23 protein-coding genes are annotated in these 24,358 nt (G+C 71.3%); 20 read left to right on the forward strand and 3 right to left on the reverse strand.

The window, feature by feature from the left end; all coding sequences use genetic code 11:
* The first annotated feature begins 127 nt into the window (after nt 1-127).
* Complete coding sequence (locus tag C2L58_RS04315; RefSeq protein WP_103336020.1) at nt 128-1,609, forward strand: beta-xylosidase; 1,482 nt, start codon at nt 128-130, stop codon at nt 1,607-1,609.
* 25 nt (nt 1,610-1,634) lie between these two features.
* Here C2L58_RS04315 and C2L58_RS04320 read toward each other — a convergent pair whose 3' ends face one another.
* Complete coding sequence (locus tag C2L58_RS04320; RefSeq protein WP_233225556.1) at nt 1,635-2,099, reverse strand: hypothetical protein; 465 nt, start codon at nt 2,097-2,099, stop codon at nt 1,635-1,637.
* Between the two features lie 98 nt (nt 2,100-2,197).
* Here C2L58_RS04320 and C2L58_RS04325 point away from each other — a divergent pair, with 98 nt between their 5' ends.
* From C2L58_RS04325 to nusB, 3 genes are read left to right on the forward strand one after another with little or no spacing between them, the layout of a single operon-like run.
* Nucleotides 2,198-3,286, forward strand: coding sequence for a M24 family metallopeptidase (locus C2L58_RS04325; protein ID WP_103336021.1), 1,089 nt, complete (start codon nt 2,198-2,200; stop codon nt 3,284-3,286).
* Nucleotides 3,287-3,331: 45 nt separating this feature from the next.
* Nucleotides 3,332-3,895: an elongation factor P gene (gene efp, locus C2L58_RS04330; RefSeq protein ID WP_103336023.1), complete on the forward strand. Its 564-nt coding sequence runs from the start codon at nt 3,332-3,334 to the stop codon at nt 3,893-3,895.
* On the forward strand, nt 3,895-4,350 hold the full coding sequence (gene nusB, locus C2L58_RS04335; RefSeq protein ID WP_086841739.1) for a transcription antitermination factor NusB: 456 nt from the start codon (nt 3,895-3,897) through the stop codon (nt 4,348-4,350). The genes efp and nusB overlap by 1 nt, the downstream gene beginning before the upstream one ends.
* A 159-nt stretch (nt 4,351-4,509) precedes the next feature.
* On the opposite strand, the gene bldD is transcribed toward nusB, so the two are convergent.
* Nucleotides 4,510-4,998 (reverse strand): transcriptional regulator BldD, encoded by a 489-nt coding sequence (bldD, locus tag C2L58_RS04340; protein ID WP_003096372.1) that lies wholly within the window; start codon nt 4,996-4,998, stop codon nt 4,510-4,512.
* A 248-nt stretch (nt 4,999-5,246) separates the two neighbouring features.
* On the opposite strand from bldD, the gene pyrR reads away from it, so the two are divergent.
* From pyrR to C2L58_RS04420, 16 genes are all read left to right on the forward strand, one after another.
* Nucleotides 5,247-5,855 carry a bifunctional pyr operon transcriptional regulator/uracil phosphoribosyltransferase PyrR gene (gene pyrR, locus C2L58_RS04345; protein WP_103336025.1) on the forward strand — a complete coding sequence of 203 codons (609 nt, stop codon included), beginning with the start codon at nt 5,247-5,249 and terminating at the stop codon, nt 5,853-5,855.
* Complete coding sequence (locus C2L58_RS04350) at nt 5,852-6,784, forward strand: aspartate carbamoyltransferase catalytic subunit (protein ID WP_103336027.1); 933 nt, start codon at nt 5,852-5,854, stop codon at nt 6,782-6,784. The genes pyrR and C2L58_RS04350 overlap by 4 nt, the downstream gene beginning before the upstream one ends.
* Nucleotides 6,781-8,067 carry a dihydroorotase gene (locus C2L58_RS04355; protein WP_103336029.1) on the forward strand — a complete coding sequence of 429 codons (1,287 nt, stop codon included), beginning with the start codon at nt 6,781-6,783 and terminating at the stop codon, nt 8,065-8,067. Before C2L58_RS04350 ends, C2L58_RS04355 begins: the two co-directional genes overlap by 4 nt.
* Nucleotides 8,067-8,561 carry a PH-like domain-containing protein gene (locus C2L58_RS04360; RefSeq protein ID WP_103336031.1) on the forward strand — a complete coding sequence of 165 codons (495 nt, stop codon included), beginning with the start codon at nt 8,067-8,069 and terminating at the stop codon, nt 8,559-8,561. Before C2L58_RS04355 ends, C2L58_RS04360 begins: the two co-directional genes overlap by 1 nt.
* Complete coding sequence (gene carA, locus C2L58_RS04365; RefSeq protein ID WP_103336033.1) at nt 8,558-9,679, forward strand: glutamine-hydrolyzing carbamoyl-phosphate synthase small subunit; 1,122 nt, start codon at nt 8,558-8,560, stop codon at nt 9,677-9,679. The genes C2L58_RS04360 and carA overlap by 4 nt, the downstream gene beginning before the upstream one ends.
* Complete coding sequence (locus C2L58_RS04370; RefSeq protein ID WP_103336035.1) at nt 9,676-10,833, forward strand: AAA family ATPase; 1,158 nt, start codon at nt 9,676-9,678, stop codon at nt 10,831-10,833. Before carA ends, C2L58_RS04370 begins: the two co-directional genes overlap by 4 nt.
* A complete protein-coding gene (locus tag C2L58_RS04375) occupies nt 10,830-11,441 on the forward strand; it encodes a DUF4276 family protein (RefSeq protein WP_233225544.1) in 612 nt (203 codons plus the stop codon). The genes C2L58_RS04370 and C2L58_RS04375 overlap by 4 nt, the downstream gene beginning before the upstream one ends.
* Nucleotides 11,441-14,770 (forward strand): carbamoyl-phosphate synthase large subunit, encoded by a 3,330-nt coding sequence (gene carB / locus C2L58_RS04380; protein WP_103336037.1) that lies wholly within the window; start codon nt 11,441-11,443, stop codon nt 14,768-14,770. The genes C2L58_RS04375 and carB overlap by 1 nt, the downstream gene beginning before the upstream one ends.
* The gene (pyrF, locus tag C2L58_RS04385) at nt 14,767-15,633 is read left to right on the forward strand and encodes an orotidine-5'-phosphate decarboxylase (RefSeq protein ID WP_103336039.1); all 867 of its coding nucleotides are present in this window, start codon (nt 14,767-14,769) and stop codon (nt 15,631-15,633) included. Before carB ends, pyrF begins: the two co-directional genes overlap by 4 nt.
* Before the next feature lie 107 nt (nt 15,634-15,740).
* Complete coding sequence (gene mihF, locus C2L58_RS04390) at nt 15,741-16,058, forward strand: integration host factor, actinobacterial type (RefSeq protein ID WP_013224622.1); 318 nt, start codon at nt 15,741-15,743, stop codon at nt 16,056-16,058.
* The gene (gene gmk / locus C2L58_RS04395; protein WP_103336041.1) at nt 16,055-16,711 is read left to right on the forward strand and encodes a guanylate kinase; all 657 of its coding nucleotides are present in this window, start codon (nt 16,055-16,057) and stop codon (nt 16,709-16,711) included. Before mihF ends, gmk begins: the two co-directional genes overlap by 4 nt.
* A complete protein-coding gene (gene rpoZ / locus C2L58_RS04400) occupies nt 16,708-16,977 on the forward strand; it encodes a DNA-directed RNA polymerase subunit omega (RefSeq protein WP_013224624.1) in 270 nt (89 codons plus the stop codon). Before gmk ends, rpoZ begins: the two co-directional genes overlap by 4 nt.
* Entirely contained in the window at nt 16,970-18,190 is a 1,221-nt protein-coding gene (gene coaBC / locus C2L58_RS04405) for a bifunctional phosphopantothenoylcysteine decarboxylase/phosphopantothenate--cysteine ligase CoaBC (protein ID WP_199191097.1), read from the forward strand. Before rpoZ ends, coaBC begins: the two co-directional genes overlap by 8 nt.
* A gap of 93 nt (nt 18,191-18,283) precedes the next feature.
* Entirely contained in the window at nt 18,284-19,495 is a 1,212-nt protein-coding gene (gene metK, locus C2L58_RS04410; RefSeq protein WP_199191104.1) for a methionine adenosyltransferase, read from the forward strand.
* A 113-nt stretch (nt 19,496-19,608) separates the two neighbouring features.
* A complete protein-coding gene (locus C2L58_RS04415; RefSeq protein ID WP_103336043.1) occupies nt 19,609-21,708 on the forward strand; it encodes a primosomal protein N' in 2,100 nt (699 codons plus the stop codon).
* A 41-nt stretch (nt 21,709-21,749) separates the two neighbouring features.
* Nucleotides 21,750-22,625 (forward strand): hypothetical protein, encoded by an 876-nt coding sequence (locus C2L58_RS04420; protein WP_103336045.1) that lies wholly within the window; start codon nt 21,750-21,752, stop codon nt 22,623-22,625.
* A gap of 3 nt (nt 22,626-22,628) precedes the next feature.
* Here the strand turns inward: C2L58_RS04420 and C2L58_RS04425 are convergent, their stop codons facing one another.
* A complete protein-coding gene (locus C2L58_RS04425) occupies nt 22,629-24,287 on the reverse strand; it encodes a CotH kinase family protein (protein ID WP_103336046.1) in 1,659 nt (552 codons plus the stop codon).
* Between the last annotated feature and the right edge of the window lie 71 nt (nt 24,288-24,358).

Here is a 24,358-nt window from a genome sequence, read left to right on the forward strand (position 1 = left end):
CGACCAGCGCGCTCCCACGATCGAAGGACCGCCGGACAGGTGCACTGCCGCTCGGACGGGTGGTGTCTCGCTACACTCCGATGTCGTGCACCCGTTTCGTCGTGGGGGTCGGCGACCCGCTCGGGCCTTGTTCGCCAGTGTCCTGGCGGGGCTGCTGCTCGCGGGCTGCACCAAGGGGTACGCCCAGCCGCAGGCGGCCGGGGAACAGCCGGCGATCGCGGGCGGGAAAGCCGCCTCGCCGCCGCGGCCCACCGATGTCGACCTCCCTTCGGGTGACCCCCGGCAGAGTGGTGGGGTCATCGCCGCCGGTGGGGCCGATGCCGTCTACAACTACGGGCCGTCCGTGATGCTCGACCGGGGGCAGACCCGGATGTGGTGGTGCAGCCAGTACGGCGGTGCCGGGCCGGCCGGGGACGACATCCTCTACGCCCGGGCGCCGTCCTTCGACGGGCCGTTCACCGGACCGGACGGCGGGATCCCGGCGGCCGTGTTCTCCGGGGCGCCCGGGCAGTTCGACGGCATGCACACCTGCGACCCGTCCGTGCTGCGCGTCGGCTCGACGTACTACCTGTACTACACCGGCGCCGCCGGGGACCACGCGCTCGGCAACTCCATCGGGCTCGCGACCAGCCCCGACGGCATCCACTGGACCCGCGAGGCCGGCGGGCGGCCGATCCTCGGGCCGTCGCATGACGTGCACCGCGCGAACGTCTACGGCGCGGGCCAGCCGTCGGCGGTCTACCTCGACGGCTGGTTCTACCTGATGTTCACCGACACCACCGGCCGCGCCACGGGCGGCAACGGCGCGGGGCAGTTCCTGCTCCGCTCCCGCGACCCGGCGTTCGGGTCGGGCGTGCAGGCCCTGGACGTCGGCGGGTTCGTGCCGGTGGCCTCGACGTCGGCGCCGCGGGCCCGGTCGATCGTCGACGGGTTCAGCGCGGACCTGATGTGGGTGGGCGCGCTCGCCGCGTTCGTCGTCGCGCACGAGACCGACGGCGGGACGGCGCTGACGTTCTGGACCGCGGACTTCGCCGAGCACCCGTACCGGCCCGTGCTGGTGCCCGGGCCGTGGCAGGAAGGGCCGGGCCTGGTGCGCCGCGCGGACGGGCACGCGCCGCTGTCGTCGGCCGACCCGTGCGACCGGGTGCCGTTCGACCTGGTGCGCGCGACCTCGCTGGGCGGGGCCGCCGCCCCGACCGACCTGCGGCACTTCGGGATCGACCTGCTGGGCAGCCGGGCCTGCGAGAACCCCGGCCGGGTGGCCGCGACGTTCGACGGCGTGACGGCGCCTTCGCCGGAGCGGACGATGGACCTGGTCCGGGCGGGGCAACGGGTCCGCATCGACCGGCGGGTGGTCGCCTCGGCTCTGGCCGGCGAACTGCTGGAGAAGGCGCCGCCGGCGATGGCGGCCCTGCCGGTGGCGGCCCGGCTGCGCGCGGGGGCCGAAGCGGTCCAAGCACCCGGCCGCGGATCCGCGCTGGTCCTCGACGACCACCGGCTGTGGCGGATCTCGGATCCGGTGGTCGCGGCGGCCAACGACTCGACACCGCGCCCGGTGACCGACGCGCAGTGGGACGGCTATCGGGCGGGTCCGGCACTGACCGGTTGACGCGGATCCCGGTGGCCGCAGCCGGCTATCCGCGCGGCTCCCGGCTGGGCGGCCGAACCCGCCGTGGCCGCGGAGAAGGCACCTCTCGCGCCTCTTCACCAGACTCCGGCTCCGGTTCACCAGACTCCGGCGACCGCCCGATCCGCCCGCCCACGAACAGCCCCAGCCCGGCCGGGATCAGCACCAGCAGCGCCGAGAACGCCGCCCCGCCCGTCAGGGCGCCGCCCAGCTCGGACACGCCCGTCTGGTCCACGAACACCGCGCGGCCGAGCACGTACAGGATCCCCGCGACCGGTCCCGCGATCAGCGCGGAGACGAACCACACGCGCCCGCGGTCCGGCAAGCCGCGCCACGCGTCCAGCGCGCTCCACAACGCCGCCGCCCCGACCAGGACCGCCAGCGCCAAGGACACCGGCAGCGCCTGGTCCGTCGGGTGGTACACGGCGTACTTGGCCAGCACCGTCAGGGCGACGCCGTGCAGCACCGCCATCACCGGTCCGCGAATCACCCAGGCGCTCATCCTGCGGAGTGTAGGCGGCCTACTGGCGAGTCGCTTCCCCCGGGAAGCGCGCGCACTAGGGTGGACGGGTGCCTGAAACCCATGGACGTCGCCGGGCGGCGCTGCGCGGGCTCCTGACCGGAGCCGGTGTCGATGCGCTGCTGGTCACCGATCTGCTGAACATCCGTTACCTGACCGGGTTCACCGGCTCGAACGCCGCCGTTCTGCTGCACGCCGGCGGCGACGACGAGACCCTCTTCTGCACCGATGGCCGCTACACCACCCAGTCGGCCGCCGAGGTGCCCGATCTCGAGACCGTCGTCGACCGGGCCAGTGCCGCGGCCCTCGTGGCCCGGGCCGCCGGGGACACCAAGACCTACGGGCGGCTCGGGTTCGAGAGCCAGCACGTCAGCGTCGAGACCTACGAAGCGCTCCGGGAGCGGCTGCCCCTGAAGCGGACGCCCGGCCTCGTCGAGCAGTTGCGCGAAGTCAAGGACGAAGCCGAGATCGAAGCGCTGCGCCAGGCGTGCGCCGCCGCCGACCGGGCGCTGGACGACCTGGTCGCCGCCGGGGGGCTGCGGCCCGGGCGGACCGAGCTGGAAATCGCCCGCGACCTGGAGAACCGGATGCTGGAGCACGGCTCTTCGGCCCCCAGCTTCGCCTCCATCGTCGCCGCCGGGGCGCACTCCGCCATCCCGCACCACCAGCCGACGCACGCCGAGCTCGAGCGCGGCGACTTCGTCAAGCTGGACTTCGGCGCCACCGTCGACGGCTACCACTCCGACATGACCCGCACCTTCGTCCTCGGCGAACCCGCGGACTGGCAACGGGAGGTCTACGACCTCGTGCACGCCGCCCAGGCGGCCGGGGTCGCCGCCGTCGCGCCGGGCGCCGATGTGTCCCATGTGGACGCTGCGGCGCGGGACGTGATCTCCGGCGCCGGGCACGGGGAGCACTTCGCGCACGGCCTCGGGCACGGCGTCGGCCTGCAGATCCACGAGGCGCCCAGCTTCGCCGCGACGGGCGTCGGTACACTGGCCGCCGGTATGGCGGTCACCGTCGAGCCCGGCGTGTACCTCGCGGGTCGCGGTGGCGTGCGCATCGAGGACACGCTCGTCGTGCGGGCCGGGGAACCCGAACTCCTCACCCTGAGCACCAAGAACCTCGTGGTCGTCTGACAGCGGCCCCGAACCCGAAGATTCGACACAGGAGACTGCAAGCTCGTGGCCACGACCAACGACCTGAAGAACGGGCTCGTCCTGAACCTGGACGGCCAGCTGTGGACCGTCACCGCGTTCCAGCACGTCAAGCCGGGCAAGGGCGGTGCGTTCGTGCGCACGACGCTCAAGCACGTGCTGACCGGCAAGGTGGTCGACAAGACGTTCAACGCGGGCACGAAGGTCGAGACGGCCACGGTGGACCGCCGGAACATGACCTACCTGTACAAGGACGGCCAGGACTTCGTGTTCATGGACGGCGACACCTACGACCAGATCACGGTGCAGGCCGCGGTCGTCGGCGACAACGCCAACTACATGCTCGAGAACACCGAGGTCCAGGTCGCGGTCCACGAGAACGAGGCGCTCTACATCGAGCTCCCGACCTCGGTCGAGATCGTCATCCAGCACACCGACCCGGGCCTGCAGGGCGACCGCTCCACCGGTGGCACCAAGCCGGCGACGCTGGAGACCGGCGCGGAGATCCAGGTCCCGCTGTTCCTGTCCACCGGCGAGAAGATCAAGGTCGACACCCGCGACGGCCGTTACCTGGGCCGCGTCTCCAGCTGATGCCGACGTCGAAACCCCACCCGAACCGCGGCGGCGCGATCAGCCGCCGGCAGGCCCGCCGCCGCGCGGTGGAAATGCTGTACGAGGCCGTGCAGCGCGACACCGACGCGGTGACGCTGCTGGCCGACCGGGTCGGCGCGACCGAGGTCGACCCGATCGCGGACTACACGATCAGCCTGGTCGAGGGCGTCACCGGCCGGAAGACCCAGATCGACGAGCTGCTGGCCGAGCACGCGCAGGGGTGGACCCTGGAGCGGATGCCGAAGGTCGACCTCGCGGTGCTGCGGGTTGGGGTCTACGAGCTGCTCTGGGCCGAGGACGTGCCGGACCCGGTCGCGATCGACGAGGCCGTCGGCCTGGCGAAGGAACTGTCCACGGACGACTCGCCGCGGTTCGTCAACGGCGTCCTGGGCCGGATCGGCACGATCGCCGACCGCCTGCGCGCCGTGCTTTAGAGGCCGCCTGGCCGCCTGGCCCCCCGGTCAGGCGACCCCGGCCGGGGGTCCGCGGGCTTGCCCCCGGGCGGGTTGTGGGGGCTGCGCCCCCACAAGACACGCGGAGTGAGGCTCGGCTCGCGCTTTCCGCGAGCAGGGCTCGCCCCCGAACGAGCCGGATCAGTCCTCCTTGGAAGGACGCGCCTCCGGCGGCAGGACGCCCCAGTCGATGAGCTGCTCGGTCAGCTCGCCCGGGGTCATGTCGTAGATGATCGCCAGGGACCGCAGGTCCTCGGTGCGGATCGAGAGCACCTTGCCGTTGTAGTCGCCGCGCTGGCTCTGGATCGTCGCCGCGTAGCGGGCCAGCGGGCCCACCTTCTCGGCCGGCAGCTGCTGCAGGCGCTCGAGGTTGATCACGATCTTCGTGGCGGGCTCGGCACCGGAGGGGACCCGGCCCTCGGGCAGCAGCTCGACCACCGGCACGCCGTAGAAGTCGGCCAGCTCGGCCAGCTTCTGGACGGTGACGGCGCGGTCGCCACGCTCGTACGAGCCGACGACGACGGCCTTCCAGCGCCCACCGGACTTCTGCTCGACCCCGTGCAGGGACAGGCCCTGCTGCTGGCGGATCCCGCGGAGCTTGGCCCCGAGCGCCTTGGCGTAATCGCCCATCTGGTCGTTCTCCGTTCTTCACCCCCTCCCGGTCGGGGTGACCGGGCCGGGGGACTCGCTGAGTCGAATACTCAGAGTAATGGTTACGCATTGTTGTCACCAGGTCAAGCAGAAGCTTGCCGCGAATCACGCCACACCACCCGGAAGACTGAGCAAAGTGCCTGCTACTGTCGGTGGGAAAGCCCCGACCAGCAGGGGAACAGACGTCCTTTAAGGACCCGTCCGGTGAGGCGGGGAAGGAGTCCGGTTTGTCGTCACGCCCGCGTGACGCGGCTGGTTCGGCCGGGGAGCGGGAGCTCCTGACGGCCGGCGATGTCGCGCGCACTATCGCCCGAATGGCCCATCAGGTCATCGAAAAGACCGCGAACGGTGCGGAGAGCACTACCCCACCCGTGTTGCTCGGCATCCCGTCCCGGGGCACGCCGCTCGCGGTCCGCCTGGCCGACAAGATCGGCGAGTTCTCCGGGGTCCGCCCGCCCGCCGGCGCCCTCGACGTCACCCTCTACCGGGACGACCTCCGCCGCCGCCCGCCGCGCGCGCTCGAACAGACGCAGCTGCCCGCCGACGGCATCGACGAGCGCGTGGTGATCCTGGTCGACGACGTCCTGTTCTCCGGCCGGACGATCCGGGCCGCGCTCGATGCCCTGCGTGATCATGGCCGCCCGCGCGCGGTCCAGCTGGCCGTGCTGGTCGACCGCGGTCACCGCGAGCTGCCGATCCGCGCCGACTACGTGGGCAAGAACGTCCCGACCGCCCGCACCGAGGGCGTGTCCGTCCTGCTGGCCGAGATCGACGGCCGGGACGCGGTCCTGCTGCGTCCGGCCGAGTCCGACACTGCTGCTGGAGAGGACTCGTGAAGCACCTGCTCGCCACCGACGGCCTGGACCCGGCGCTGGCCACGGCCGTGCTCGACACCGCCGACGAGCTGAAGCACACGCTGCTCGGCCGCGAGGTCAAGAAGCTGCCGACGCTGCGCGGCCGCACGGTGATCACCCTGTTCTACGAGAACTCGACCCGCACCCGGGTGTCGTTCGAGATCGCCGGCAAGTGGATGAGCGCGGACGTGATCAACGTCTCCGCGTCCAGCTCCTCGGTCAACAAGGGGGAGTCCCTTCGCGACACGGCGCTGACGCTGGCCGCCGCGGGCGCCGACTGCGTGATCGTCCGGCACCCGGCCAGCGGCGCCGCCCAGCGCCTCTCGGAGTGGCTGGCCGAGCCCGGCACGTCGGTGGTCAACGCCGGCGACGGCACCCACGAGCACCCGACGCAGGCGCTGCTCGACGCGGCGACCCTGCGCGAGCGCCTGGGCTCGCTCAAGGACCGCCGGATCGCGATCGTCGGCGACGTCCTGCACAGCCGGGTCGCCCGCTCGAACATCCACCTGCTCTCGGCCCTGGGCGCCGAAGTCGTGCTCGTCGCGCCGCCGACGTTGCTGCCTTACGGGGTCGAAAGCCTTCCGGTGACCGTTTCGCACGACCTGGACGCCGAGCTGCCCGCGGTCGACGCCGTCATGATGCTGCGCGTCCAGGCCGAGCGGATGCACGGGGGTTTCTTCCCCTCCGCGCGTGAGTACTCCCTCGCGTACGGCCTGTCGGAACGGCGGCAGAAGCTGCTGCCGGACCACGCGGTCGTCCTGCACCCCGGCCCGATGCTGCGCGGGATGGAAATCGCCGGCGCGGTCGCCGATTCCCCGGCCTCGGCCATCACCGAACAGGTCCGCAACGGCGTCCACGTGCGCATGGCGGTCCTCTACCACCTCCTGGCCAGTGAAGGAGCCGCTGCGTGAGCACCCTGATCCAGGGCGCCCGCCCCTACGGCGAAGGCGACCCGGTCGACGTCCTCATCGAGGACGGCGTGATCACCGCGATCGGCGCGGTCGACGTCCCGGAAGACGCCGACGTCATCGACGCTGCCGGGCAGGTGCTCCTCCCCGGCTTCGTCGACCTGCACACCCACCTGCGCGAACCCGGCCGCGAGGACACCGAGACGATCGAAACCGGCTCGGCCGCGGCGGCGCTCGGCGGGTACACCGCGGTGTTCGCCATGGCCAACACCGACCCGGTCGCCGACAACGCGGTGATCGTCGACCACGTCTGGCGGCGTGGCCGGGAGGTCGGCCTGGTCGACGTCCACCCGGTCGGCGCGGTCACCGTGGGGCTCAAGGGCGAGAAGCTCGCCGAGCTGGGCACGATGGCCACCTCGCAGGCCCGGGTGAAGGTGTTCTCCGACGACGGCCTCTGCGTCGCCGACCCGCTGCTGATGCGCCGCGCGCTGGAGTACTCGACCGCGCTCGACGTCGTCATCGCGCAGCACGCCGAGGAACCGCGGCTGACCGTCGGCGCCCAGGCCCACGAGGGCGAGCGCGCGGCGAGGCTCGGCTACACCGGCTGGCCCGCCGCGGCGGAAGAGTCCATCGTGGCCCGCGACTGCCTGCTGGCCCTGCACGCCAACGCCCGGCTGCACGTCTGCCACGTCTCGACGTCGGGCACGGCGGACGTGCTGCGCTGGGCCAAGGACCGCGGCACGAAGGTGTCGGCCGAGGTCACGCCGCACCACCTGCTGCTCACCGACGAGCGCCTGGCCACCTACGACCCGGTGAACAAGGTGAACCCGCCGCTGCGCACCGAGTCCGACGCGGAGCAGCTGCGGACCGCGCTGGCCGAGGGCGTCATCGACTGCGTCGCCACCGACCACGCGCCGCACGCGGTGCAGGACAAGGACACCGAGTGGACCGCGGCCCGGCCGGGCATGCTCGGGCTGCAGACGGCGCTGTCCATCGTGGCCGAGACGATGGTGCGCACCGGCCTGCTCGACTGGCGCGGCGTGGCCCGCGTGATGAGCGAGCGGCCCGCCGAGATCGGCAACCTGGCCGACCAGGGCCGCCCGATCGCCACCGGCGAGCCGGCGAACCTGGCCCTGGTCGACCCGGACGCCGAGTGGACGGTCCGGGGTGCCGAGCTGGCCAGCCTCGCGGCCAACACCCCGTACGAGGGAATGCGGCTGCCCGGCGTGGTGACCGCGACGCTGCTGCGCGGGCGGATCACCGCGCGGGACGGGAAGATCTGCTGATGGAGCGCTTCTGGCTCGTGCTGGCGATCTTCGCCTTCGTCCTGCTCTGCCTGTGGGGCATGTACCTGGGCTGGCGCCGCAAGTCCCGCTCGCAAAGCGTCCAGGTGCCGCCGTTCCCCGCCATCCCCTCCGGCTCCGGCGAGGTGCTGCTGGAATCGACCGGCGTCTACCTGGCCACCACGACCGCCGGGAACTGGCAGGACCGGATCGTCACCCGCGGCGCGGGACTGCGCACCGGCGCGGTCTGGCGGCTGCACGACGGCGGTGTCGCCGTCGAGCGCGGGGGAGCGCCCGACTTCTGGATCCCGCGGGACGCCGTCACCGGCATCCGGCGCGACACGAAGATCGCCGGGAAGGTGATGGGCACCGACGCGCTGCTCGTCATCACCTGGCGGCTCGGCGGCGCCGACCTCGACACCGGCTTCCGCGGCGACGACCTCGACGACTATCCACAGTGGATCGAACAGCTCAAGATCAAGGGAGGTGCCCAGTGAACGCGCGCGCTCAGGCCGCACTGGTGCTCGAAGACGGCCGGGTGTTCCGCGGCGCTGCCTACGGCGCGCAGGGGCGAACCCTCGGCGAGGCGGTGTTCTGCACCGGCATGACCGGCTACCAGGAAACGCTGACCGACCCGTCCTACCACGGGCAGATCGTGGTGCAGACCGCGCCGCAGATCGGCAACACCGGCTGGAACGACGAGGACGACGAGTCCTCGAAGATCTGGGTGAACGGGTACGTGGTGCGCGACCCCGCCCGGACGCCGTCCAACTGGCGCTCCCGCCGGACGCTGGACGAGGAACTGGTGCGCCAGGGGATCGTCGGCATCGCCGAGGTCGACACCCGCTCGCTGACCCGCCACCTGCGCGAGCTCGGCGCGATGCGCGCCGGCGTCTTCTCGGGTGACGCGCTCGGCACCGTCGACGACATGGTCGCCGAGGTGCTGGCGAGCCCGAAGATGGAGGGCGCCGACCTGGCCGGCCAGGTTTCGACGCCCAAGCCGTACGTCGTCTCGCCCGACGGTGAGCCGCGCTTCCGGGTGGTCGCGCTGGACCTGGGCATCAAGTCCAACACCCCGCGGCAGATGGTCAAGCGCGGTATCGAGGTGCACGTGCTGCCCTCTTCCGCTTCTTTGGAAGACGTGCTGGCGATCGAGCCGGACGGCGTGTTCCTGTCCAACGGCCCCGGCGACCCGGCCACGACGACGCACGCGACGGAGCTGACCAAGCAGGTGCTGGGCCGCGAGATCCCGCTGTTCGGCATCTGCTTCGGCAACCAGGTCCTCGGCCGCGCGCTGGGCCTGGGGACGTACAAGATGCGCTACGGCCACCGCGGCATCAACATCCCGGTGATCGACGTGGCGACCCGGTCGGTGGCGATCACGGCGCAGAACCACGGCTTCGCCCTCGAAGGCGAGCCGGGCGAGCGCTTCGAGTCCCCGTTCGGGGCGGCGCAGATCAGCCACTACTGCCCCAACGACGACACGGTCGAGGGCGTGCGGGCGCTGGACGTCCCGGCGTTCTCGGTGCAGTACCACCCCGAAGCCGCGGCCGGCCCGCACGACGCGGCCCCCCTGTTCGACGATTTCGTTTCGCTCATGGAGAAGCGGTCGTGACGCTCACGACCGGCATCGAGCGGCTCCGGATCCGGAACTTCCGGGTGCTCCGGGACGTCGAGCTGGACGGCCTCACGCCGGTGACGGCGCTGCTGGGGCCGAACGGGAGCGGGAAGTCCACGGTGTTCGACGCCCTGGACTTCCTCTCCGAGTCGTTCCGGGTCGGGTTGCGCGCGGCGTGGGACCAGCGCGGCGGCGCTGCCGACATCGTCACGCATGGCGAGGCCGGTCCGGTCGAGATCGAGCTGACCTGCCGCGTCGAAGGTGCGGTGGGTGAGTACCGGCTCGTCATCGAGCACGGCGATGACGAGCCGGTGGTGGCCGAGGAGAAGCTGACGTGGCAGCCGCGGGATGCCGAGGCGCCCTCCGAGGCTTTGGATCTTCGGAGTGGGGTCGGAACGGTCGCCGGGATCGGTGCCATCGGAGGGCAGCTTTCGCTGGCGACCCGGGACCTGCTCGGGGTCGTTGTGGTCAGCCAGCTCGCCAACACGGCCGAAGTCGGTAAGTTCCACCGGTTCATAGCCGAGATCGGCCTGTCGGACCTGAATCTCGACGCAATGCGCAACGGTGCGAAGGACGAGACGGTCAGCCTCAAGGCCGATGGGCGGAACGTAGGCGGTGTCGTGCGGCGCCTCCGTAAGGAGTATCCCCACGAGTGGGGGGAGATCCGGGCCTCGCTGCGCAGGTTTGTTCCGGGATTCGACGACGTCGAGCCGTTCCAACAGGGCAATGGCGCCTGGATCGTCCGGTTGCGAGAGCACGGCAAGGACGATCTGATCGCCCCGGAGAACATCTCCGACGGCACGCTGCTGCTGCTCGGCTACCTCGTGGCATTGCGAACGAACACCTCAGTCCTGCTTCTCGAGGAACCGGAGAACCAGGTCCACCCCCGGCTTCACTATTCGCTCGCCGAGGATGCCCGGGGTGCGCGGGCCGACCAGGTCATCATCGCGACTCACGCGCCTCGCTTCGTCGACGCGCTGCAGCCGGACGAGGTCTGGACATTCGCGCGGGGGAACGACGGTTACGCTCACACCAAGCGAGCTTCCGACGAAGAACCGGTCGTCCGCATGGTCCAGTCCGGAGGAGCGCTCGGCGACCTGTGGACCGAGGGGTACTTCCGGTTCGGCGACCCGCTCGGGGAGCGCCCGTGACTGTGCTGGCTCCCTGCTGCCTCGAAGTGCTCGTTGAGGAACCGTCCGCGGAAGAGGCTCTGAAGACGCTCCTCCCGAAAATCGTCCCAGGCGTCGGCTTCCGGATCGTCTCCTTCAACGGAAAGACCGATCTGCTGCGCAAGCTCCCCCTCCGGCTCCGGGACTACACGTACTACTGGGCTGAAACGGGCTTGCGGATCGTCGTCCTGCTCGACCGGGACGACGATGACTGCGCCGAGCTCAAGAGTCATCTGATCGAGATCGCACGGGAAGCGGGACTGCCCGCTGAAGCGACGCTGTTCCGCATCGTGATCGAAGAGCTCGAAGCCTGGTTCCTGGGCGATGTGCCAGCACTGCACGCGGCCTGTCCCAAGGTGCCGCCGAGCTTGGGAGGCCAGACCAAGTTCCGCGACCCGGAGAACGTCCCCGGCGGTACCTGGGAGGGCTTGGAGCACGTGCTGCAGAAGCACGGCTACCACCGGAAGGGCCTGCAGAAGGTCCGGGCGGCGAGCGACATCGCGCCCCACATGGACATCGAGAACAACCGATCCAAAAGCTTTCAGGTCTTCCGCGACGGCTTGCGGCGCCTGGTGAAAGAAGGAAACTGATGCCGAAGAGGACGGACATCCAGCACGTGCTGGTGATCGGCTCCGGGCCGATCGTGATCGGGCAGGCCGCGGAGTTCGACTACTCCGGTACCCAGGCCTGCCGGGTGCTGCGCAGCGAAGGCCTGCGCGTGTCCCTGGTGAACTCGAACCCGGCCACCATCATGACCGACCCCGAGTTCGCCGACGCCACCTACATCGAGCCGGTGACGCCGGACTTCGTCGAGAAGGTCATCGCGTGTGAAAGTCAACGGGGTACGCCCGTCGATGCTCTTCTGGCCACCCTGGGCGGGCAGACCGCGCTCAACTGCGCGGTCGCCCTGCACGAGCGCGGGGTGCTCGACAAGTACGGCGTCGAGCTGATCGGGGCCGACATCGACGCCATCCAGCGCGGTGAGGACCGGCAGAAGTTCAAGGACATCGTGCGCACCATCGGTGCCGACGTCCCGCGCTCCCGCGTCTGCCACGACATGGACGAGGTCCGGGACACCGTCAAGGAGCTGGGCCTCCCGGTCGTCATCCGGCCGTCGTTCACCATGGGCGGGCTCGGCTCCGGCATGGCGCACACGCCCGAGGACCTCGAGCGGCTCGCCTCCACCGGGCTCACCGAGTCCCCGGTCACCGAGGTGCTGATCGAGGAGAGCGTGCTCGGCTGGAAGGAGTACGAGCTCGAGCTGATGCGCGACAAGCACGACAACGTCGTGGTCGTCTGCTCGATCGAGAACATCGACGCGATGGGCGTGCACACCGGCGACTCGGTCACCGTCGCGCCGACGATGACCCTCACCGACCGCGAGTACCAGGTGATGCGGGACGTCGGCATCGCCGTGCTGCGCGAGGTCGGCGTCGACACCGGCGGCTGCAACATCCAGTTCGCGATCAACCCGCGCGACGGCCGGATGGTCGTCATCGAGATGAACCCGCGCGTGTCGCGGTCCTCCGCGCTGGCGTCGAAGGCCACCGGCTTCCCGATCGCCAAGATCGCCGCGAAGCTCGCCATCGGCTACACGCTCGACGAGATCCAGAACGACATCACCGGCGAGACGCCGGCCGCGTTCGAGCCCACTTTGGACTACGTCGTCGTCAAGATGCCGCGGTTCGCCTTCGAAAAGTTCCCGGGCGCGGACCCGACGCTGACCACGACGATGAAGAGCGTCGGCGAAGCGATGTCGTTCGGCCGCAGCTTCCCCGAGGCGCTCGGCAAGGTGATGCGGTCGATCGAGACCAAGGCGACCGGTTTCTGGACGTTGCCCGACCCCGCCGGCGCCACGCTGGAGTCCACTTTGGACTCACTGCGCACGCCGAAGGAAGGCCGGCTGTACGAAGTGGAGCGGGCGCTGCGGCTCGGGGCCACCGTCGACCAGGTCCACGAAGCGAGTGGCATCGACCCGTGGTTCATCGACCAGATCGCCTACATCGGCGAGGTCGGCGCCGAGGTCCGCGACGCGCCGGTGCTCGACGGCGAGCTGCTGCGCCGCGCCAAGCGCACGGGACTTTCGGACCGCCAGATCGCCGCGCTGCGGCCGGAACTGGCCGGCGAGGACGGCGTCCGCACCCTCCGCCACCGCCTCGGCGTGCGGCCGGTGTTCAAGACCGTCGACACCTGCGCGGCCGAGTTCGCCGCCAAGACGCCGTACCACTACTCGGCTTACGAGTCCGACCCCGAGGCTCAGTCCGAAGTGGCCGTCCAGTCGGACAAGCCGAAGGTGCTCATCCTCGGCAGCGGCCCGAACCGGATCGGGCAGGGCATCGAGTTCGACTACTCCTGCGTGCACGCGGCGATCGCGTTGCGGGAGGCCGGGTTCGAGGCCGTGATGGTCAACTGCAACCCGGAAACCGTGTCCACCGACTACGACACGTCCGACCGGCTGTACTTCGAGCCGCTGTCCTTCGAGGACGTGCTCGAGGTCGTGCACGCCGAGCAGGCGTCCGGCACGGTCGCCGGCGTCATCGTCCAGCTCGGCGGCCAGACCCCGCTGGGCCTGGCCAAGCGGCTCGCCGACGCCGGGGTCCCGGTGGTCGGGACCCCGCCGGAGGCCATCAACCTGGCCGAGGACCGCGGCGCGTTCGGCGAGGTGCTCACCGAGGCCGGGCTGCCCGCGCCGCGCTACGGCACGGCGACGTCGTTCGAGGGCGCCAAGCGGATCGCCGACGAGATCGGCTACCCGGTGCTCGTGCGGCCTTCGTACGTGCTCGGCGGGCGCGGCATGGAGATCGTCTACGACGAGGAGACCCTCGCCGGCTACATCAGCCGCGCCACCGAGATCAACCCCGAGCACCCGGTGCTCGTGGACCGGTTCCTCGACGACGCCATCGAAATCGACGTCGACGCGCTGTTCGACGGCGAGGAGCTCTACCTCGGCGGCGTCATGGAGCACATCGAGGAAGCCGGCATCCACTCCGGTGACTCCTCGTGCGCGCTGCCGCCGATCACGCTCGGGCACACCGACCTGGAGGCCGTCCGGCGCTCCACCGAGGCCATCGCCCGCGGCGTGGGCGTGCGCGGGCTCCTGAACGTCCAGTACGCGCTCAAGGACGACGTCCTGTACGTCCTGGAGGCCAACCCGCGCGCGTCGCGGACGGTGCCGTTCGTGTCCAAGGCGACGGCCGTGCCGCTGGCCAAGGCCGCCGCGCTGATCATGACCGGCTCGACGATCAAGGACCTGCGCGAGAGCGGGGTCCTGCCGGCCGAGGGCGACGGCGGCCGGATGCCGGCCGACTCGCCGGTCGCGGTGAAGGAAGCCGTGCTGCCCTTCCACCGCTTCCGCACCCCCGAAGGCCACGGCGTCGACTCGCTGCTGGGCCCGGAGATGAAGTCCACCGGCGAGGTGATGGGCGTCGACGTCTCCTTCGGCAAGGCGTTCGCGAAGTCGCAGAGCGGCGCGTACGGCTCGCTGCCGACGTCCGGCCGGGTGTTCGTCTCGGTCGCCAACCGCGACAAGCGCTCGCTGGTGTTCCCGGTGAAGCGGCTGGCGGACCTCGGGTTCGAGATCCTCGCCACCTCCGGCACCGCGGAAGTGCTGCGGCGCAACGGGATCCCGTGCACGGTGGTGCGCAAGCACTACGAGGGTTCGACCGAGGCCGAGCCGAACATCGTGGACGTCATCCTGAACGGCGATGTCGACATGGTGATCAACACCCCCTACGGGAACAGTGGCCCGCGCGTCGACGGCTACGAAATCCGCACCGCCGCGGTGTCGCGCGACATCCCGTGCGTGACGACCGTGCAGGGCGCCGCGGCGGCCGTGCACGGCATCGAAGCGCTGATCCGGGGCGACATCGGGGTCAAGTCCCTGCAGGAGCTGCAGGCGGCGCTGAAGGCGAAGTCGTGACGGCGGCTTCGGCGGCTTCGGCGGGGGAGCGGTTCGGGGCGCGGCTGGCCAAGGCCGTCGCGGCCCGCGGCCCGCTGTGCGCCGGGATCGACCCCCACCCGGGCCTGATCGAGGCCTGGGGGCTCCCGGTGGACGTCTCGGGCCTGGAACGGTTCGCGCTGTCCGCCACGGAGGTCCTGGCGGCGCACGCGGCGATCGTGAAGCCGCAGTCGGCGTTCTTCGAAAGTTTCGGGGCGGCCGGTGTCCGGGTGCTGGAACGGGTGGTCGGGACCGCCCGCGAAGCCGGCGCGCTGGTGCTGCTGGACGTCAAGCGCGGTGACATCGGCTCCACGATGGGCGCCTACACCGCCGCGTACGTCGCCGAGGGTGCGGCGATCGCCGCCGACGCGATCACCGTTTCGCCGTACCTCGGCTTCGGCTCTTTGGCCCAATGCGCCGAAACGGCCGTCTCGGCGGGGCGCGGCCTCTTCGTGCTCGCGCGGACTTCGAACCCCGAAGCGGGCGAAGTGCAGAACGCGAAGCTGCCCGACGGGCGCACGGTCGCGCAGGCGATCGTCGACTCGGCCGCGGCACTCAACGCAGGCGCGGAACCGCTCGGCGATGTGGGTGTCGTCGTCGGGGCCACCGTTCCGCCGGGAGAGCTCGATCTCTCGCGGTTGACCGGTCCGGTGCTGGCGCCCGGTTTCGGGGCCCAGGGAGCCACTGTGGCCGATTTGCGGGCCCTGTTCGGTGCGTCCCTGCCGGGCGTGCTGCCCGCCTCGTCCCGGGACATCCTGAAGCACGGTCCGGAGCAAGCGGCTTTGCGCCAAGCGGTCGAACGGGTCGCCGAAGTGCTGGCCGACCCGCAGGAAAACGGCCAATAGCAGGGGCCGGAACGGGCCCCCACCAGGCACCCCCGCATTGTGGCCGGTGCTCACGGGTGGGTACCGTCGCGTCACCCACCCAGTTTTGAGAACTACCGGAGGAAAACGTGGCACTTCCCCAGCTGACAGAGGAACAGCGCGCTGCGGCGCTGGAGAAGGCCGCCGCCGCTCGCAAGATCCGTGCTGAGCTGAAGGAGCGGCTGAAGCGGGGCGGTACCACTCTGGTCGACGTGCTGAAGCAGGCCGAGGAGAACGAAGTCCTCGGCAAGATGAAGGTTTCGGCTCTGCTCGAGGCCCTCCCGGGCGTCGGCAAGGTCCGCGCGCAGCAGACCATGGAACGACTGGAGATCGCCCCCAGCCGTCGCCTTCGTGGCCTCGGCGACCGGCAGCGCAAGGCGCTGCTGGCCGAGTTCAGCGGCGAGTGAACGGCGCCGGTCGTGACTACCCGGTGAGCCGGGGCGCCGACCGCGGCAGTGAGCCGGTGACGGGGGACTTCCCCCGGCACCGGCTCACCGTCGTATCGGGGCCTTCGGGGGTCGGGAAGTCGAGCGTGGTGGGCGAGCTGCGGAAGCTGGAGCCCGACGTCTGGTTCAGCGTCTCGGTCACCACCCGCAAGGCGCGCCCCGGCGAAGTCGACGGCGCGCACTACCACTTCGTCGACCGCGCGGAGTTCGACGCGATGGTCGCCGACGGCCGGCTGCTGGAATGGGCCGAGTTCGCCGGCAACCGCTACGGCACCCCGCGCGAGCCGGTCGAGAAGGCGCTCGCCGAGGGCCGCCCGGCCGTCCTGGAGATCGAACTGCAGGGCGCCCGCCAGGTCCGCGCGGCGATGCCGGAGGCCCGGCTGGTGATGCTGATGCCGCCGTCGTGGGAGGAACTGGTCGGCAGGCTCACCGGGCGCGGCACCGAAAACGAGGCCGCCGTGCAGGCCCGGCTGGCCGAAGCGGAGCGCGAGCTGGCGGCGGCGGGGGAGTTCGACCACCGCCTCGTCAACGCCGACGTGCGGGAGGCCGCCGAGCACTTGCTAAACTTGATTACAGCTGATCAGTTTTCCGACGAAGCGGAGCACCACGAGTGACCACCCAGGTAGCCCTGACCGAAGAGCTCGAGGGCATCACCAACCCCCCGATCGACGACCTGCTCGAGAAGGTCAGCTCCAAGTACGCGCTGGTGATCTACTCGGCGAAGCGCGCCCGCCAGATCAACGACTACTACGCCCAGCTGGGCGAGGGTCTGCTCGAGTACGTCGGCCCGCTCGTCGAGCCGGGCCCCCGCGAGAAGCCGCTCTCGATCGCGCTGCGCGAGATCCACGGCGGCCTGCTCGAGCACACCGAGGGTGAGTAAGCCCCGCGTCGTCCTGGGCGTGGGCGGCGGCATCGCCGCCTACAAGGCCTGTGAGGTCCTGCGCGGGCTGACCGAATCCGGTCACGACGTCCGCGTGGTCCCCACGGAAGCCGCGCTGAACTTCGTCGGCGCGGCGACCTTCGAAGCCCTCTCCGGGCACCCGGTGCACACGGGCGTGTTCACCGAGGTCCCCGAGGTCCAGCACGTCCGCGTCGGCAAGGAAGCCGACCTGGTCCTGGTCGTCCCGGCCACGGCGAACCTGCTCGCCAAGGCCGCCCACGGCCTCGCCGACGACCTGCTGACCAACACCCTGCTCACCGCCCGGTGCCCGGTCGCCTTCTTCCCGGCGATGCACACGGAGATGTGGGAGCACCCCGCGACCCGCGACAACGTCGCCCTGCTGCGCTCGCGCGGCATGGTCGTGACCGAGCCCGACTCCGGCCGGCTGACCGGTGCCGACACCGGCAAGGGCCGCCTGGCGAACCCGGCCGAGATCGTCGACCTGGCGCGGCTGCTGCTGGCCCGCCCGGACGCCCTCCCGCGCGACCTCGAAGGCGTCCGCGTGGTGGTTTCGGCGGGCGGCACCCGCGAGCCCCTCGACCCGGTGCGCTACCTGGGCAACCGCTCGTCCGGCAAGCAGGGCTACGCGCTGGCCCGCGTCGCCGCCCAGCGCGGCGCCGACGTCACCCTGGTCACCGCGCACACCGTGGCGCTGCCGGATCCGGCGGGCGCGACCGTGGAGCACGTCTCGACGGCCGAGGAGCTGCGGCAGGCGGTGCACGCCGCGTCCCAGTCCGCGGACGTCGTCGTGATGGCCGCCGCCGTCGCCGACTTCCGGCCGGCGAACCGGGCCGACCACAAGATCAAGAAGTCCGACGACCAGCCGGATCCGGTCATCACGCTGGACCGCAATGCCGACATCCTCGCCGAATTGGTGCGAAACCGGCGTCCCGGCCAGGTCGTCGTGGGCTTCGCCGCGGAAACCGGTGACGCGCAGGGCGGCGTGCTCGACCACGCCCGCGTGAAGCTCAAGCGCAAGGGCGCGGATCTGCTGGTCGTCAACGCCGTCGGCGACGGGAAAGCGTTCGGCACCGAAGACAATTCGGGCTGGCTGCTCGGGTCCGACGGTACGGAAATTCCTATACCTCTCGGCGCGAAGGCCGAACTGGCGTCCACGTTGTGGGACGCTGTTGTGAGCTTCATGAAGCGTTGACCGTCCCCCGAGCGATAGTCAGTACGCTTGCATAGCTAAGGGGTGCCTAACTTTCGGGGCATCCGACGACTAGGTGAGGAAGTGACGGCCACCGTGACCGCGTCCAGCAGCAGATTGTTCACCTCGGAGTCGGTGACCGAAGGGCACCCCGACAAGATCTGCGACGCCATCAGCGACTCGATCCTCGACGGCTTGCTGTCGAAGGACCCGCGCAGCCGCGTCGCCGTCGAAACCCTGATCACCACCGGCCAGGTGCACGTGGCCGGCGAGGTGACCACCGAGGCCTACGCCGATATCCCGACGATCGTCCGCGACGTCATCCTCAAGATCGGCTACGACTCCTCCGCCAAGGGCTTCGACGGCAACTCCTGCGGCGTCAACGTCGCGATCGGCTCGCAGTCGCCCGACATCGCCCAGGGCGTCGACACCGCGTACGAGGCACGCGTCGGGACTGGGTCCTCGGTCGAAGACGAGATCAACCGCCAGGGCGCCGGCGACCAGGGCCTGATGTTCGGCTACGCCTGCTCGGACACCCCCGAGCTGATGCCGCTGCCGATCGCGCTGGCCCACCGCCTCTCGAAGCGCCTGACCGCGGTCCGCAAGGACGGCGTGCTGCCGTACCTGCGCCCGGACGGCAAGACCCAGGTCACCATCGAGTACGCCGGCGACCAGCCGGTGCGCCTCGACACCGTCGTCGTGTCCTCGCAGCACGCCGACGGCATCGACCTGGAGAAGATGCTCAGCGTCGACGTCAAGGAGCACGTCGTCGGCCCCGAGCTCGAGAACCTGGGCATCGACACCTCGAACGCGCGCCTGCTGGTCAACCCGACCGGCCGGTTCGTCATCGGCGGCCCGATGGGCGACGCCGGCCTGACCGGCCGCAAGATCATCGTCGACACCTACGGCGGCATGGCCCGCCACGGCGGCGGCGCGTTCTCCGGCAAGGACCCGTCCAAGGTCGACCGTTCCGCCGCGTACGCGATGCGCTGGGTGGCCAAGAACGTCGTCGCCGCGGGCCTGGCCTCCCGCACCGAGGTCCAGGTCGCCTACGCGATCGGCAAGGCGGCCCCGGTCGGCCTGTTCGTCGAGACGTTCGGCACCGAGACGGTCGACCCGTCGAAGATCCAGCAGGCCATCACCGAGGTCTTCGACCTCCGGCCGGCGGCGATCATCCGCGACCTCGACCTGCTGCGCCCGATCTACGCCCCGACGGCGGCGTACGGCCACTTCGGCCGGCCCGAGCTGGACCTCCCCTGGGAGAGCACGGCCCGCGCTGAGGCCCTCAAGGCCGCGGCCGGCGCCTGACCCGGCAGGTCGTGAGTGGTAAGGCGGGTTAGAACCCGCCTTACCACTCACGACCGGCGCTCACCGCGGGCTGGGCGCCGGGGCTGTCGGTGGGGTCTGGTAGAGATCACGGCGTGAGCAGTTCCGAGCCCGAAGCTCTCTGGGACCTCCCGGAGAAGCCGCCCGCTGCCAAGGCGGCGCCCTCGCGTGCCCGGAAGAAGGCGCCGAAGCCGGGGGAGAAGGCGAAGGGCGCCCAGTCGCCCGCCCCCGAGCTGCCGGTCGCGCGGATCGTCGTCGACATCCCGCTGGCCCACCTGGACCGCACCTTCGACTACCTCGTGTCCGAGAAGCTGCACGAGACCGCCGTGCCGGGCTGCCGCGTCCGCGTCCGGTTCGCCGGGCAGCTCGTCGACGGCTACCTGATCGAACGCGGCGAGACCAGCGACTACGGCAGCAAGCTGGCGTTCCTCGACCGCGTGACGTCGGCCGAGCCGGTGCTGCCGCCGTCGCTGCACGCGGTGTGCCGGGCGGTCGCCGACCGCTACGGCGGCACGCTGTCCGACGTCCTGCGGCTCGCCATCCCGCCGCGGCACGCCAAGGCCGAAGGCGAACCGGTGGTCCCGCCGGCGGGACCACCGGAGGCGCCGGACACGACGGCCTGGGCGCGTTACCAGCGTGGCCCGGCGTTCGTGGAGGCCCTCGCCGAGGGCAAGCCCGCGAACGCCGTCTGGCAGGCCCTGCCGGGCGAGGACTGGCCGCGCCGGCTCGCCGAGGCCGCCGGCACGGTGGCCGCCGCGGGGCGGGGCGCGGTGCTGGTGGTGCCGGACCACCGCGACCTGACCCGGGTGCACGCGGCCTGCGCGGCGGTCGTGGGCGAGGACGCCGTCGTGGCGCTGATCGCCGGGCTCGGGCCCGCCGAGCGGTACCGGCGCTGGCTGGCCGTGCTGCGCGGCGCGGTGCGGGTGGTCGTCGGGACGCGGGCGGCGATGTTCGCGCCGGTCCACGACCCGGGCCTGTTCGCCGTCTGGGACGACGGCGACGACCTGCACCTCGACCAGCACGCGCCGTACCCGCACGTCCGCGACGTCCTGATGGACCGCGCCCACGCGGCGAAGGCGTCGCTGCTGGTCGGCGGCTTCGCCCGGACGGCCGAGGCCCAGCTGCTCGTCGAGTCCGGCTGGGCCGCACCGGTCCTGGCCGACCGCGTGACGCTGCGCGCGGCGGCCCCGCGCGTCACCCCGGTCGGCGAGGACTTCGACGTCGCCCGGGACGAGGCCGCCCGGGTGGCGCGCCTGCCGGCGGTCGCCTTCGAGGCGGCGCGCCAGGCGTTCGCGGCGGACCTCCCGGCCCTGATCCAGGTGCCGCGGCGCGGGTACGTGCCCGGCCTGGCCTGCGGAAACTGCAGGACACCCGCGCACTGCCGCCGGTGCGCGGGGCCGCTGGCCCTGCCCGGTGGTTCGCTCGACGGGCAGCCGAAACCCCCGGCCTGCCGCTGGTGCGGCGTCCCCGAGACGGCGTTCCGCTGCACGGCGTGCGGCTCGGTCCGGCTGCGCGCGGTGATCGTCGGCGCGAAGCGGACGGCGGAGGAGCTCGGCCGCGCGTTCCCGGGCATCCCGGTCCGTACGTCCGGGGCCGCGGAGGTGCTGGACTCGGTGCCGGGCAAACCGGCGCTGGTGGTGTGCACGCCGGGCGCGGAGCCGGTCGCGGAGGGCGGTTACGGCGCGGCCCTCCTGCTGGACGGCTGGGCGCTGCTGGGCCGCCAGGACCTGCGGGCGGGCGAGGAGACCCTGCGCCGCTGGATGGCGGCGGCGGCCCTGGTCCGCCCGGCCACGGCGGGCGGCCGCGTGATCGTCGGCGCGGAGGCGGGGCTGGCGGTGGTCCAGGCCCTGGTCCGCTGGGACCCGGCCTGGCACGCGGCCCAGGAGCTGGGGGAGCGGCGCGAGCTGGGCTTCCCGCCGGCGATGCGGATGGCGAGCGTGGAGGGCAGCCCGGACGCGGTGGCGGCCCTGCTGGAGGACCTGCCGCTGCCGTCGTCCGGGGAGGTCCTGGGCCCGGTCCCGATCGGCGAGCTGGACGAGGAGGGCAACGCGGACCGGGAGCGCGCGCTGGTGCGCGTGTCCCGCGCGGAGGGCAAGGCCCTGGCGGCCTCGATCCACGCGGCGGCGGCCCGCCGGGACGCCCGGAAGGCCACCGAACCGATCCGCATCCAGGTGGATCCGCTCGACCTGATCTGATTTTCCGGATTTCCGCCGCGCGATGGCGGTATTTTGGGTCCATGACGAAGGTCCGGCCGGTACCTTTCCCGGAGCGGAACGGCACCGAGCCGTTCAACGCTTCCGGGGTGGCGCAGGTGGATTTCCGGCGGTTCGTCTTCATCGACAACAAAGACCCCACCGCCTTGTTCGAAATGACGTTCGATCCCGGCATCTTCGCGGTCGAACGCATTCACCGCCGCCCGTTGGCCGGCGTCGGCAAGGGAATGCTGCGCGATCCCGAAGGCCTCACCCGGGTCGACGTGCACGGCGAAATCTTCCTCGTCGTCTCATCGTCTCTGTGCGTCGCGGACGGAAACCGGCGCTGCGACGGCCTCGTGCGCGTCCGCTACTCGCCACACGGGGAGCTGCCCGCGGAACCGATGGCCGGGTTCCGGGACTGGCTGCTCGCCCGCGAACCCGCGCTCGCCGCGGCCGGGCGGCGGGAACCGGACGCGGGCGGGCTCAACGTGGAAGGCCTGACCTGGGACCGGAAGGCGAGCGCGCTGCTGTTCGGCCTGCGGGGACCGGCGAGCCCGGGCCGCGTCACGCTGGTCCGCGTGCCCGCCGACGTCGGCGGCGCCCGGTGGACGACCGCGTCACTGGGCCAGCCCGAACTGATCCACCTGCGGCTGCCCCGGCCGGAGGGGACGCAAGGGATCCGGGACATTTCCGGGGACGCGGCCACCGGCGAATTCCTGCTGCTGCTCGGGCGTTCGACCAGCCACGGCGACGCGCCCTTCCGGCTCGCCGCGTGGCACCGCGCCGACGACCACGCCGGGCTGCTCGACGTCACCTTCCACCGGACCGCGAAGCCGGAGGGCGTCACGACGTTTCCCATCGACGGCGGCCGGCGGATCCTGATCGTCGACGACGCCGGTGGCTACGCGGTTCTCTGATTTTCAGGAAAAGTACAGCGTCGACGGCGTGGGATCCTGGTGGACCCGCGGTTTCCCGGCCGCCGTGAGATCCGTGCCGAAAGCCGCGCCCAGCCCGGTCCGGACGCTCGTCATCGTGAAATAGCCGCTGAACGCGAATTCGTCGCCGACCGGGTCGATCGCGGTCACCGAGAACTCGTCGGCGTGGCCGGAGTCGTCGGCCGCGCGCGTGCAGAGCAGTTCGTGGCCCTGGCTCGAGGTCGTCGTGGTCGCGTGGAGCACCCGGCCGGACGCCTTGCTGCCCACCGATTGCCCGGTGCCGAGCGGCGCGAAGCACCACAGATCGGTGTCGTCGATGTTCGCCGGCCGCAGCCGGTGCACGACCTCGCCCCCGCCGGGCTCGGCCGCCGTGGCCGGGATGGCTTCGCTGCCGCTGGCGTGCAGGCACTCGTTGGTGACGTCGTCGCGGACGTAGGCGCCCTCGGCGCCGGGCAGGCCGCCGCAGAGGTAGCCGGCGGACGCGGCGAGCCGCAGCTGCTTCCGCACGGCGGTGAGCTGCGTGGCCGGGTCCGGCACGCCGAGCCCGGCCAGCAGGGTCCCCATCCCGTCGAGCAACGGCTTCAGCACGTCCTGCTGGGTCCGGAAGCCGAACACGGTTTCGCGGTAGCTGCGGACCTGGTCGACCACCTGGGCCCGCCGTGCCGGGTCGTCGCGCACGAGCTTGGCGAGCAGCCCGACGGTGTCGAGCCGGAAGTGCCGGCCGGGCTGGAGGGTCTGGTCGAGGCCCCACGGGATCAGCTTGAAGTCGATGTCGTCGACGCCCGGCTGGGCGACGGCGTCGACGTCGTTGTAGACGTAGGTGTTGTTGGTGTTGCGGGAGTAGCCGTCCCAGTGCTTGAGGAAGAACTCCATCGCGTAGATCTTGATGAACTGGTCGAGGTCGAAGACTTCGCTCGCGCCGGCCACTCCGTGCGCGGCGATGTGGTCGATGGCGAACCGCAGATCGGCCTTGTCGTCGAACTTCGACAGCGGCTCCACCCCGATGAGCGGCAGCCGCGCGGCGACGAAGTCGTCCTGGTGTTCCAGTTCGTAGAGATTGCCGTCCGGGTGACCGAAGTTGCGCTCGATGTACCGCGGCATGATCGGCTCGACGTTGACGAAGACCCCGGGGCTGTCGACGCCGGCCACGCCCTGCCCGATCGGCACGCCGTTCACGCGCACCTGAGCGTGATTGCCGCGGGAATGGGGGAGACCGGCGAGCTCGAACAGTTTGTACCCGAGCAGCTGCCGGACGTAGGAGAGGTCCTGGACGGAGTTGTTGAGCGTCAGGTACCGCGACCCGATCAGCTCGCGGACCGGATCCTTGTTCGCGTCGAGGAACTTCCCGAAGTCGATGTGCAGGCAGGGCTTGTCGCTGTTGATCGAGCCGCAGAACGACTTCTTCTTGATCCCGACGTCCGGGAACGCCGTCCGCGCGGGGAACTTCGTGCCGGACAGCTCGACCGACGTCGCCTTCCGCCAGGTGTAACGGCTACCGCCGGTCCAGTCGAAGTTGCACACCCCGCCGGCGGGCTGCTCGGTGCGCACGGCGTCCCAGTCCGCCGGCGGCAGCGTGATATCGATCGTCAGCACATTGTCGATCGCGTAGAGGGAATCGAGTGCCTGCTGCTCCTGGCTGCCCATCCGCTCAGTGTACGACCGGAAACCGGGGTCGGAATGCGAAAGTAATTCCGTGATGAATCCGGTTTCGGGTG

It is taken from the genome of Amycolatopsis sp. CA-126428 (assembly GCF_002904335.1).
In the GTDB taxonomy this organism is placed as follows: Bacteria; Actinomycetota; Actinomycetes; order Mycobacteriales; family Pseudonocardiaceae; genus Amycolatopsis.

Coding starts and splice junctions, on each gene's coding strand:
- bldD (WP_003096372.1), bottom strand. CDS start 4,998: ATGGGCGATTACGCCAAGGCGCTCGGGGCCAAGCTCCGCGGGATCCGC.
- C2L58_RS04425 (WP_103336046.1), bottom strand. CDS start 24,287: ATGGGCAGCCAGGAGCAGCAGGCACTCGATTCCCTCTACGCGATCGAC.
- carB (WP_103336037.1), top strand. CDS start 11,441: ATGCCGAAGAGGACGGACATCCAGCACGTGCTGGTGATCGGCTCCGGG.
- nusB (WP_086841739.1), top strand. CDS start 3,895: ATGCCGACGTCGAAACCCCACCCGAACCGCGGCGGCGCGATCAGCCGC.
- C2L58_RS04320 (WP_233225556.1), bottom strand. CDS start 2,099: ATGGCGGTGCTGCACGGCGTCGCCCTGACGGTGCTGGCCAAGTACGCC.
- C2L58_RS04420 (WP_103336045.1), top strand. CDS start 21,750: ATGACGAAGGTCCGGCCGGTACCTTTCCCGGAGCGGAACGGCACCGAG.
- C2L58_RS04360 (WP_103336031.1), top strand. CDS start 8,067: ATGGAGCGCTTCTGGCTCGTGCTGGCGATCTTCGCCTTCGTCCTGCTC.